This is a genomic window from Actinomadura sp. NPDC048032 (genome assembly GCF_040653175.1).
GTDB lineage: Bacteria > Actinomycetota > Actinomycetes > Streptosporangiales > Streptosporangiaceae > Spirillospora > Spirillospora verrucosospora.
The window spans coordinates 1-11475 of record NZ_JBEZJP010000010.1 but is presented as its reverse complement, the minus strand read 5'-3'; the positions used below and the strand labels follow the sequence as shown (position 1 = coordinate 11475).

Genomic DNA, 11475 nt, shown 5'->3' with positions numbered 1-11475 from the left:
AGAAAGGTTCTGCATGGGATTCCAACTCGGCTTGTTCTCCCCCAACACCGAATCGGGGCTGGCCATCACGACCGCGCCGGAGCGATGGCACGCCACCTGGGACGACAATCTCCGGCTCGCACGGATCGCGGACGAGGTCGGCATCGACTTCCTCCTGCCGGTCGCGCGCTGGACGGACTGGGGGCCGGACACCGACTTCCACCGCAGCGCCCTCGATCCGCTGGTGTGGGCCTCCGGGCTGCTCGCCCAGACGAGCCGGCTCCGCGTGTTCACCACCGTCCACACCGCGTTCCACCACCCCGTCGTCGCGGCCAAGCAGCTCGCGACCGCCGACCACCTCAGCAAGGGGCGGGTCGGGCTGAACATCGTGGCCGGTTGGCACGCTCCCGAGTACGAGATGTTCGGCCTCTCGCTGCCCGGCGACCACGACACGCGCTACGCCCTCGCGCAGGAGTGGTGGGACGTCGTCAGGCGCATCTGGTCGTCCGATGAGCCGTTCGACCACGACGGGCGGTTCTTCCAGCTCAAGCACGTCGTGGGCAGGCCCAAGCCGTACAACGGGCACAGCCTGCCCGTCATCAACGCCGGGTCGTCCACGCAGGGGCGCTCGTTCGCCGCGCGCAACGCCGACCGGGCGTTCACCGTCGTCGGCGGCCCGCAGGACGGGGCCGAGATCGTGAAGGCCATCCGCACCGAGGCCGCCTCCCACGGCCGGTCGGTGGGCGTCTTCACGCTCGGCCATGTCGTGTGCCGGCCGACCAGGAAGGAGGCGGAGGACTTCCTGCGCTACTACGCCGACGAGCGCGCCGACTGGCCCGCCGTCGACGAGGTGATGCGGCTGCAGGGGCTGCACGCTCAGTCGTTCACCCCGGAGATGCTCCAGGTGTACCGCGACAGGTTCGCGGCCGGCCACGGCAGCTGCCCGCTGGTCGGCGACCCCGACGACGTCGCGGACGGGCTGGCGGATTTCGCTCATGCGGGATTCGACGGTATCGCTCTGTCGTTCCTCAATTACGCTGACGAGTTGGGCTACTTCGCCGCCGAGGTCATGCCGCGGCTGCGCGCCCGAGGTGTTCTGTCCGCCGACGATGAGGAAACGGCTTCCCCGCCAGGACGATGACTTCTTCCGATGCCAAGCCGCCCCTGTCCGCCCACCGGCGCGTCCTCAGCAAGGACATGGGAGTCCTGCACGACACGGTCGAGCCGTTCGCCGTCGGCCACGACCTCCAGGCGCTCGAACCGGACGTGCCGATGGACGGCCTGGTCAACGCCCTCGGCGTGGGCTCGGTCAACCTCGTCTGGGTGCGGTACGGGGGCGGCGGCGTCATCGTGGACACGCCGCCCACGGAGGGGCACTTCGCCCTGTGCGCGCCGATGGCGCCCATGGGCGTCGAGTACCGGGCCTCCGGGCGCCGGACGACCTCCGCGGGAAGCCTCGTCCTGTCGCACGACGAGGCGATGCGGATGACGCCGCATCCGACGGAGGGCTGCCTGGTCATCGCGACGAGCACCGGGCGGCTCGCCGACCATCTCGGCGCCCACCTCGGGCGCGGGCACGCCGCGCCGCTGCGCTTCCACGACGGCGGGGAGGGCCTCGTGCCGTCCTCGATCGTCGAGCGCACCTGGCGGTACGTGTGCGACGTCCTCGACGACGCGGCGGCGCAGGGCGGCCTCCACCCGCTGGCGGAGCGCAGCCTGGAGGAGTCGCTGCTGACGGCGATCCTGCTCGGCCTGCCCCACACGGGCACGCCGAAGCTCGCCGAGCCCGCCGACCGGGTCCCCCACCATCTGGCCGGGATCATCCGGGAGTGGGTCGAGGCGCACCACCACCGCCCGGTCGGGGTCACCGACATCGCGGCGGCGGTGGGGCTCGGCGTGCGGCAGCTCCAGGCCGTCTGCCAGGCCGAGTGGGGCATGACGCCCACGCAGTTGCTGCGCGGCGTGCGGCTCGACCGCGCCCGCGCGGAGCTCTCCGTCGCCCGGCCCGGGCCCGGAGCGATCACCGAGGTCGCCGGGGCGGCCGGGTACTTCCACATGAGCCGTTTCGCCGCCCACTACCGGCAGCGCTTCGGCGAGACGCCCTCGCAGACCCTGATGCGCGCCTGAGTCACCCCCGGGGCCCCTCCACGCCCGTCAAGAGGCGGTCCCCGGCGCGCCGCCCCATGCGGGCCAGGGCCCGGTTCGCGGTGGGCGACACGCGGGAGAGGACGCGGCCGAAGCGCGCCTCGGCGGTGACGAGCACCACCGGCCTGTCGTGCCGGACGGCCCGCAGGATGGCCCCCGCGACCTTCTCCGGCGCGTACCCCCGGCGCTCGGACGCGCGCCCTATCCGCTCGCGCAGCTCGGTCTCCGCGCCGGACGGCAGGCCGACGAAGCGGGTCCTGCCGACGATGGGGGTGTCGATCACCCCCGGGCAGACGGCGGAGACGCCGATCCCGTAGCGGTCGAGGTCGAGACGGAGGCTCTCGGTCATCTGCAGCACGGCGGCCTTGGTGGCGCCGTACGCGGGCATCTCCGCGCTGGGCAGGTAGGCGGCCATCGACGAGATGTTGACGATGTGGCCCCACTCGCCGCGTTCGACCATCTGGCGTCCGAACAGGCGAGAACCCCGGTACATGCCGTCCAGGTTGATGGAGCGGATGCGGTTCCACTCCTCCTCGGACGTCTCAAGCAGCGACCCCGCGATGGCGATGCCCGCGTTGTTCACGACGATGTCGGGGACCCCGAACGTGTCACGGACGTAGTCGGCGAACCGTTCCATCGCCTCCGCGTCGGCCACGTCCACCCCGTAGACATGGGCTTCGCCGTCGGACGCCTGTATCTCCTCCACGGTGCGCTTGGCGGCGCCCTCGTCGATGTCGGCCACGACGACGTGGGCCCCTGCGGCGGCGAAGGCACGGGCGGTGGCGCGCCCGATGCCGCTGCCCGCCCCTGTGATGACGACGAGGTCGCCTCCGAAGTCCTTGCCGGGGAGCCCGGCCGCGCGCGCGTGGGCGATCGCGGGCGTCTCCGGCCCGCCCTCGACGTGCTCCACGAACTCACTGATCCAGCGGGCGACGAGGTCGGGGTGGCTGCGCGCCACCCAGTGCCCCGCCGGTGCGCGCCGCACGTACAGGCGCTCCACGGGCCCGCGCGCGGACAGCAGGAGCGCCTGCGAGCCGTAGCGGTCCTTCACGGGGACGATGAGCTGGACGGGGACGTCCGTCCGCCCGTCGCCGAGCGCGCCCGCACCGGTTTGGCTCGTGCCGGCACCGCCCATGGCAGCACGGCCGCGGCCCATGTTGGCGCGGTACAGGCCGAGCCCGTGGCGGGCGTCGGCGGGCAGCGTGCCGGCCGGGTGCCCGGGACGCGGCTCGGCACCCTCACGCAGCCGCATCACCCGACCGAATCCGGCGGCGAGGACCCTCGCCGCGACCTCTCCCGCCCAGGGCGTCATCAGGACCGGCATGTAGACGCTGCGCCGCGCCTGCCCGAGCACCTCCGCGACGCCCCGCGGCCCGGACCGGACGGCCTCCCTCGCCCAGCGGGCCATGTGCCGCCGGTCCGGCCCGGAGATCGAGGTGAACGAGGCGAGGCGGCCACGCAGCCGGTCGCCGATGACGGCCTCCCAGCCCTGCACCGAGCCCCAGTCGTGCCCGACCAGGTGGACGGGCTCGTCGGCGCCCACGCCGTCCAGGACGGCCTCCAGGTCGCCCATCAGCGCGTCCAGCCGGTAGTCCAGCGGGTCGGCCGGGACACCGGACGCGCCGGCCCCGCGCACGTCGTAGACGACGACGCGGAACCGCTCGGCGAGCCGCCCGGCGACCTCGTCCCACATCGCGCCCGTGTCCGGGTAGCCGTGGACGAGGACGACCGTCGGCCGGTTCTCCACGCCCCGCACCCGCACCGCCAGCTCGATCTCGCCCGACCTCACCCACTGGTCACGCATCGGCACGCCCGCCTGTCCCTAGGAGCTCGTTTCCCGTGAAACTACGCTCCTGAGGCGGCGTGTCCACAGTTCCCTAGCGGACCGGCTGGCGCAGGATCGTGCGCATTCTGGCCGGATCCTCCTCTCGGACGCCGGACAGGTAGACCTCGTGGTGCAGGCCGTGCGGCACCAGGCCCTCGGCCTCCATCAGCGCCTCCATGCGGGCGAGGGACGCGGGCTCCTCGGAGTACGGCCCGCGGTGCAACACCTGCACGCACCGTCCGTCGGTGTAGGAAACGATCCTTGCTCACGGACCTCGCCCTGGGCCCTCCCGCAGTGGGAGAGTCCAGCTCAGGACGGGCGCGCGCTCAGCCCCGTGCACGAACGCAGGCCGTTCCATCGCCGGACCTCCGCCTTGGCGGCGGCGCCCTGCATCGGCACGGGGATGCCGCCGGAGATGAGCGCGGGGCTCCACTTGTCCTTGGTGACCTTGCCGTTCTCCACCTTGAGGAAGAGCACGCCGGACTTCGCCGTCTGGCCCTGCGCGGAGGAGAACACGAAGTTGCCCATGCCGTAGTGGACGTACGCGCCGTTCATGTACCCGCCGCCCAGCGGGATGTGCGCGTGCCCGCCGACGACGACGTCGGCGCCCGCCTCGACGAGGGCCTTGGCGAGCTCCTGCTGGCGGGGCAGCGGGCACCCCTTCAGCTCGGCGCCCCAGTGCAGGTGGACGATGACGACGTCCGAGCCCTGGCGCGCCTCCTTCACCGCCTGCACCATGCGCGGGACGTCCTTGGCCGACGCGAGGCCGCCCTTGGTGTCGGTGGCCGTCCACGCCTGGATCAGGTGGTCGTCCAGCACCTGTGTGGCGCCGACGATGGCGATCCTGTTGCCCTTCACGGTGACGCGGTAAGGCCGGTAAGCGGCGTCCGCGTTCTTGCCAATGCCGACGACCGGGAACCCGCTGCGCTTGATGGCGGCCAGGGAGTCGCGCAGGCCGCCCTCCATGTAGTCCATGCCGTGGTTGTTGGCCATGGAGGTCACGTCGACGCCCGCGGCCTTCAGAGCCGTGAGCGCGGTCGGCGGAGCCCGGAAGGTGAACTGCTTGCCGGGCGCGGGCGTCCCCCCGGTCGTGATGGCGGTCTCCAGGTTCACCATGGCGAGGTCGGCGGCGCGCAACTGCTTCGCGACCGGGCCCAGCGCCGTGGACGGCTGAGCCAGCCGCCCGCGCAGCGACCCCTCGAAGTGCGTGTCGCCGCCGAAGGCGAGCAGGATCGGCTGCTTGGCGGCCTTCGCCGGCCGCGTTCCGCCCTGCTGCCCGCCGGACGGCGAGGCCGGGGGCGTCGCGCCCTCCGCCTTGGACTTGTCCGAGCCGCCGCACGCCGCCGCGGCCAGTGCCACTCCGACCACGACCAGGGCCGTCGCCCCCCGCATGCCCGTCTTCCCCCGCATGGCCATCGCCTCGCCTCCGTCCGGCCCCCCGTGGACCTGTGGGTCGGATCGGCCCAGCATGCCATGAGCGCGCCGCGTCCCGGCAAAGACGTACGACTCTTTCTCTTGAACCGTTCATGTTCATGGAGACGGCCGTCCGCCCGCGGGCGGCGACCGACGCTCCCCCTACGTCCCGTTCTGTGCGTTAACGTGCAGCTTCATGTCCCTGCGTTTCGACCAGACCGGCTGGCAGCCCCTCCAACCCGGAGCCTTCCGCAACGCCGACGGCGACACCGTCGCCCTCTACGGCTTCGACGTCCCGCCCGACCTGCCCGCCCCCCTGGAGCAGCTCGACCTCCTGCGCCGCGACACCGCCGCCAAGACCGCCGGGTCCGGCGGCGGGCTGATCGAGCTGGACGTGGTCACGCTGGACGGGCTCCCGGCCGTCCGGCAGATCATCAAGCTGCCGCTGCCCGACCGCCCGACCGGCGTGGCCTACGTCGCCTCCTTCACGGTGCCCCGCGCGGACCGCAGCCTCGTCCTGAAGATCCAGTGCCTGGAGCAGGGCGTCACCGGGATGCGGGACAGCACCGCGCTCAACCACTACCTGACCGAGTACGGCCAGGGCCGCGACCTCCAGGACATGATGCGCTGGTGGGCGCAGCACGCCTACGCCCCGGAACTCCAGGGCGGCCTGCCCCGCAACCTCTCCGAGGACCCCGGCTGGGACCCGCACTTCCCCCAGCACCCCCTGTCCCGCGCCCGGCGCATCCTCACGGACCTGGCCCCCACCATCGAACTGCACCCCGTCTTCAAAACCGCCCCGCCCTTCGCCCCCTGACCCCGTCCCGAGGGAAGAACGCGAGCGCGGCGCACTGAATGGTGATTTCTGGCGGGAAAGCCGCGGAGCGCCTTAATAGTTCACTTTGCGGCATAGCGCGGTGAGAGGCGGGCGGCCATCATAGAGAGACGGTCCCGTTCACAAGGAGTGTCTCGATGGGCGACCGCACGGCCTTCCGCACCTGCCCCCTCTGCGAAGCCCTGTGCGGGCTCGCACTGACCCTCGACGAGGCGGGCACGGTCACGCGGGTCCGCGGCGACGAGAAGGATCCGTTCAGCAAGGGCTACATCTGCCCCAAGGGCGCGACGCTCGGAAGCCTCGACGGCGACCCCGACCGGCTGGCGGAGCCGCTCGTGGCGGGCGAGGGCGCCGGATGGGACGAGGCCTTCGAGACGGTGGCCCGGCGGCTGGCCGAGGTCGTCGCGCGGCACGGGCGCGACGCCGTCGCCGTCTACCTCGGCAACCCGACGGCCCACTCGATCGCCGGGCCGCTGTACGGGTCCGCGATCGTCAACGCGCTCGGCACCCGCAACCTCTTCACCGCGAGCACCGCCGACCAGATGCCCAAGCACGTCGCGTGCGGGCACATGTTCGGCGACCCCCTGGCGATCCCCGTGCCCGACCTCGACCGCACCGGGCACCTGCTCATGCTCGGGGCGAACCCGCTGGAGTCCAACGGCAGCCTCGCGTCCGCCCCCGACTTCCCGGGACGGCTCAAGGCGATCCGGGCGCGCGGCGGGAAGATCGTCGTCGTGGACCCGCGCCGGACGCGGACGGCCGCCCTCGCCGACGAGCACCTGTTCATCCGGCCCGGGACGGACGCGTTCTTCCTGATGGCGCTCGTCCACACCCTGTTCGCCGAGGAGCTGGCCGCGTCCGCCGGGCACCTGGCCGGGCGCGTCAACGGGCTCGACGACCTGCGCGCCCTCGCCGTCGACTTCGCCCCCGAGGACGTCGCGGACGTCACGGGCGTCGGAGCCGCGACGATCCGCAGGACCGCGCGCGAGCTGGCCGCCGCCGAGCGCGCCGCCGTCTACGGCCGCATCGGCACGTGCACCCAGGCCTACGGGACGCTGAACAGCTGGCTCGTGGACGTCCTGAACGTCCTCACCGGGAACCTCGACCGGCCGGGCGGGGCGATGTTCCCGCGGCCCGCCCACGCCCCGGTGTACCGGCGCAAGAAGCCGTTCACGACCGGGCGGTGGCGCAGCCGCGTCCGCGGGCTGCCCGAGGTCAACGGCGAGCTGCCCGTCGCGACGCTCGCCGACGAGATCGAGACGCCCGGGGAGGGCCAGGTCAGAGCGCTGATCACGATCGGCGGGAACCCGGCGCTGTCGGCGCCGAACGCCGCCCGGCTCGACCGCGCGCTCGCCGGTCTGGAGTTCATGGTCAGCGTCGACCCCTACCTGAACGAGACGACCCGGCACGCGCACGTGGTCCTGCCGCCGCCGCGGCCCGCGCAGACCCCGCACTACGACATCGCGCTCACCGGGCTCGCCGTCCGCGACTACGCGCGCTACTCGCCGCCTGCCGTCCCGCTGCCGGACGGGCGGCCCGGCGAGGCCGAGATCCTCGCGCGGCTCGCCATGGCCGCGTCCGGCACGGACGGCGACCCCGCCCTGCTCGACGAAATGATCATCAAGGCGACGCTGGAGAAGGCCGTCACGCTCCCCGGGTCCCCGGTGCTCGGCCGCGAGCCCGACGAGCTGCGCAAGATGCTCGACACCGGCACCCTCACCGAGCAGCGGCTCGACATGATGCTCCGCCTCGGCCCCTACGGCGACGCGTTCGGCGGCGAGCCCGCGCTGCGGGAGGAGCCGGGCGGCGACGCGGGCTTCACCGGCCTGACGCTCACGCGCCTGCGCACCGAGTACCCGCACGGGCTCGATCTCGGCGCCCTCAAGCCGCGGCTGGAGGAGGTCCTGTGCACCACGTCCGGCCGGATCGAGCTGTGCCCGTCCACGTGCGCCGCCGACGTCGACCGGCTCCGCTCCGCCCTCCGCGCCCCGAGGACGTCCGGCGGCATGGTGCTGATCGGTCGGCGGCACCTGCGGTCCAACAACAGCTGGCTGCACAACGTCCCCGAGCTGGTGCGCGGCTCCAACACCTGCACCCTCCAGCTCAACCCGGCCGACGCCGACCGCCTCGGCGTCGCCGCGGGCGACACCGTCCGGGTCACGTCCCGGGCGGGCGTTCTGGAGGCCGTCGCCGAGCCCACCGACACGATCATGGTCGGGGTGGTCAGCCTGCCGCACGGCTGGGGCCACGACCGCCCCGGGACCCGGACGCGGGTCGCGAGCCGGCACGCCGGGGTGAACGTCAACGCCGTCACCGACGAGCAGGAGATCGACCCGCTCTCGGGCAACGCCGTCCTCAACGGGGTCCCCGTCACCCTGGAGGCGGCCCGCTGACCCGTTGTTTAGCCCCTCCCGGCACCAGGTAGGTATGACTGGCCGCGGAGGAACGCGGGAGACTAGGGTCGCAACAGGCGTCCCAGCAGGACCGCGGAGGAGGGGCATGAACCGACGGGTCAACATCTTCCGGCGCGGAGAGAGCCCCCAGGCGACCGCGCGGCTGGCCGACGCCACCGAGAGGCTGGAGCACGCCGACGGCCTGGACCGTCCCATCCGCGTCCTGTCCGGGGCCGTCCGGCGGGTGCTGCGTCCAGGGCCGGTCAAGGACGCCCTGCACGGCGTCCCGGTCGGCCATCCGGCCCACGCGCCGCTCACCGACCTGCCCATCGGGCTGTGGATGTCGGCCGCCGTCCTCGACCTCGTCCCCGGCACGCGCCGCGCCTCGCAGGTCCTCGTCGCCGCCGGGCTCGCCGGCGCCGTCCCGACCGTCCTCACCGGCATCGCCGACTGGTCGGCCCTGCACCGCGAGCAGCAGCGCGTCGGGCTCGTCCACGCCGCCGGGACGGCCACCGCGAGCATGCTCTACTCGGCGTCCTTCGTCGCCCGCCACCAGGGCCGCGACGCCGCCGGGCGCGCGCTCGGCTTCGCGGGCCTCAGCGCCCTCGTCGCGGGCGCCTACCTCGGCGGGCACCTGGCGTTCCGGCAGGCCGCCGGCGCCAGCCACGCCGACCAGCTCGCCCACCTGGTCCCGCTCGGCTGGCACGACCTGTGCGCCGTCGAAGACCTCCCGGACGGCTGGCCCGTCTCCCGCCGCCTCGGCTACATCGACCTGTTCGTGCTGCGGCAGGGCGAGGAGGTGCACGTCCTCGCCGACCGCTGCAGCCACCTCGCGGGACCGCTCCACCAGGGCCGCGTCCTGACCGGCGAAGGCGCCGACACCTGCGTGGTCTGCCCCTGGCACGGCAGCACGTTCCGCGTGGCCGACGGCTCCGTCGTCCACGGCCCGGCCACCGCCCGCCAGCCGTCCTTCGAGACCCGCGTGACCGAGGAGGGCACCCTCCAGGTCCGCCCGGTCTGACGGCTTCGATCTGACGGCTTCGATCTGAGGCGCCCGCGCATGCGCGCGGGCGCCTTCGCGCGTGCCCGCCGCCCTCCGGACGATGCCGGTATGGCCCCGACCTCGGGGAGATCATGGGGGTTTCACTGATTGACCCCTTTTAATGGGGTCCGGATGTCCATTATGGGCAATTGGTCAGCGCTATGGAGATAGCCGTTGGCCGTTCCGCGATAAAGCCTTCACAGTGCACACTGATCACTATTCTCAATGTTTGCGACCAGCACGACATGCGCGGAATTCCCCTCGGGAAGCGTGATCAAGGAACGATGCCGGACACCTCCGGCACCGAAGATCATTTCGATGGGGGAAGAATGAGGACAAGCGCGCGAACCGGCATGGCACTCGCCGTGGCCGGTGCGGCGAGCGGGCTGTCGCTGCTGTCCGGCGGAGCCGTCGCCGTAGCGGCGACGGACGCGAACCACGCCGAGGCGGCGACCGCCGCCCGCCAGGCGGCCGTCTGCCGGTACGAGGTCACCGCACGGCACGGCCTGGCGGTCCGCAACGGTCCCGGCGTCAAGTTCAAGCAGGTCGGCACGCTGCCGTTCCGCAAGCACATCAGCGCCGACTGCAAGAAGACCGGCTGGACCCAGCTGCGCGGCAGCGTCCCGCCGGCCTGGATCGGCAAGTGGGTCGCCGTGCGGTTCCTCAAGCAGATCACGCCCGTCCGCGTCTGCCGGTACGAGGTCACCGCACGGCACGGCCTGGCGGTCCGCAACGGTCCCGGTGTCAAGTTCAAGCAGGTCGGCACGCTGCCCTTCGGCAAGCACATCGGCGCCGACTGCAAGAACAGCGGCTGGACCCAGCTGCGCCAGAGCGTCCCACCGGCCTGGATCGGCAAGTGGGTCGCCGTGCGGTTCCTCAAGCCGATCAAGCCGCACGGCGGCGTCATGGCCGGTGGCGGCGGCACCTCGATGTCGAGCTTCCCGATGCTGGCCGGCGCCGGACTCGGGGTTCTCGCCCTGGGCGGCGGCATCGCCGTCGTGGCCCGTCGCCGTCAGGTGAAGGGCGTTTCCTGAGCCCATGGACAGGAGAAGGCGCGGCGGCCGGTCGAACCGTTTCCGGTACCGGCTGGCCGCCGCGCTCATCGCCACAGGGACCGCGATGTTCGTGGTGGGATTGGTGCGCGACCATTCCGATCCGCCGCCGCAACCGCCGTCCTCCGACATCGTGCAGCCTGCCCCGAGAAGTGCAGAACCCGAGCCGGACATCGCACTTCGGCCCTCCAATCCCGAACGCGTCAGAATTCCGTCCATCAAGGTCGACGCGCCGATCCGCCGCGTCGCCACCGAACGGGACGGAACGCTCGGCGTCCCGCCGCTCGACCGGGTCCGGGAGGTCGGCTGGTGGGAGGACGGCCCGACGCCCGGCGAGAACGGCAGCAGCGTGCTGGTCGGCCACGTCGACTCCAAGTCGGGCCCCGGCGCCTTCTACCGGCTCGGTGCGCTCCGTCCGGGCGGCACGATCGAGGTCGTCCGCGCCGACGGCACGGCCCCGGCCTTCCGCATCGACCGGATCAAGCGCGTCGACAAGGACGAGTTCCCGACCGACAGCGTCTACGGGCAGCAGGGCCGGCCGGAACTGCGCCTGGTCACCTGCGGCGGCCGGTTCGACGCCAAGCGAGGGCACTACCTGGACAACGTCATCGTCTACGCGTCCCTGATCCCCGCTCCCCGGAACGCCGTTCCGGGGACCCACCGCAAGTCCTGACGGCCGGTCGCCGCCGGGCCCGGCCCGACTCGCGCGAAGGCGTGACGGCCCGCGTCCCCGACCTGCTCGGGACCGCCGTCGCGACCGCCGCGATCGCGCTGCTGGCGCTCGGCGTCGT

At 72.8% G+C, this 11475-nt stretch carries 10 protein-coding genes; 7 read left to right on the top strand and 3 right to left on the bottom strand.

Annotated elements, in window-relative coordinates:
• Positions 1 to 13: 13 nt before the first annotated feature.
• Both AB0C69_RS02925 and AB0C69_RS02920 read left to right on the top strand, forming a co-directional pair.
• The gene (locus AB0C69_RS02925; protein ID WP_345180525.1) at positions 14 to 1120 is read left to right on the top strand and encodes an LLM class flavin-dependent oxidoreductase; all 1107 of its coding nucleotides are present in this window, start codon (positions 14 to 16) and stop codon (positions 1118 to 1120) included.
• Complete coding sequence (locus AB0C69_RS02920) at positions 1117 to 2106, top strand: helix-turn-helix transcriptional regulator (RefSeq protein WP_345180526.1); 990 nt, start codon at positions 1117 to 1119, stop codon at positions 2104 to 2106. Before AB0C69_RS02925 ends, AB0C69_RS02920 begins: the two co-directional genes overlap by 4 nt.
• Position 2107: 1 nt before the next feature.
• On the opposite strand, the gene AB0C69_RS02915 is transcribed toward AB0C69_RS02920, so the two are convergent.
• The 3 genes from AB0C69_RS02915 to AB0C69_RS02905 form a co-directional block, all read right to left on the bottom strand.
• Entirely contained in the window at positions 2108 to 3928 is a 1821-nt protein-coding gene (locus AB0C69_RS02915; RefSeq protein ID WP_360349050.1) for an SDR family oxidoreductase, read from the bottom strand.
• A 73-nt stretch (positions 3929 to 4001) separates the two neighbouring features.
• Positions 4002 to 4208, bottom strand: coding sequence for a GyrI-like domain-containing protein (locus AB0C69_RS02910; RefSeq protein ID WP_360349047.1), 207 nt, complete (start codon positions 4206 to 4208; stop codon positions 4002 to 4004).
• A gap of 50 nt (positions 4209 to 4258) precedes the next feature.
• The gene (locus AB0C69_RS02905; protein WP_360348967.1) at positions 4259 to 5359 is read right to left on the bottom strand and encodes a CapA family protein; all 1101 of its coding nucleotides are present in this window, start codon (positions 5357 to 5359) and stop codon (positions 4259 to 4261) included.
• A gap of 199 nt (positions 5360 to 5558) precedes the next feature.
• Here AB0C69_RS02905 and AB0C69_RS02900 point away from each other — a divergent pair, with 199 nt between their 5' ends.
• The 5 genes from AB0C69_RS02900 to AB0C69_RS02880 all read left to right on the top strand — a co-directional run bounded on the left by AB0C69_RS02900 (position 5559) and on the right by AB0C69_RS02880 (position 11357).
• Positions 5559 to 6179: a hypothetical protein gene (locus AB0C69_RS02900; protein ID WP_345180538.1), complete on the top strand. Its 621-nt coding sequence runs from the start codon at positions 5559 to 5561 to the stop codon at positions 6177 to 6179.
• A 155-nt stretch (positions 6180 to 6334) separates the two neighbouring features.
• Positions 6335 to 8590 (top strand): molybdopterin-dependent oxidoreductase, encoded by a 2256-nt coding sequence (locus AB0C69_RS02895; RefSeq protein WP_360348963.1) that lies wholly within the window; start codon positions 6335 to 6337, stop codon positions 8588 to 8590.
• Between the two features lie 106 nt (positions 8591 to 8696).
• Positions 8697 to 9611: a Rieske (2Fe-2S) protein gene (locus AB0C69_RS02890; protein WP_345180541.1), complete on the top strand. Its 915-nt coding sequence runs from the start codon at positions 8697 to 8699 to the stop codon at positions 9609 to 9611.
• A gap of 374 nt (positions 9612 to 9985) precedes the next feature.
• Positions 9986 to 10666, top strand: coding sequence for a hypothetical protein (locus tag AB0C69_RS02885; RefSeq protein ID WP_360348960.1), 681 nt, complete (start codon positions 9986 to 9988; stop codon positions 10664 to 10666).
• Between the two features lie 4 nt (positions 10667 to 10670).
• The gene (locus AB0C69_RS02880; RefSeq protein ID WP_360348957.1) at positions 10671 to 11357 is read left to right on the top strand and encodes a class F sortase; all 687 of its coding nucleotides are present in this window, start codon (positions 10671 to 10673) and stop codon (positions 11355 to 11357) included.
• Positions 11358 to 11475: the final 118 nt, after the last annotated feature.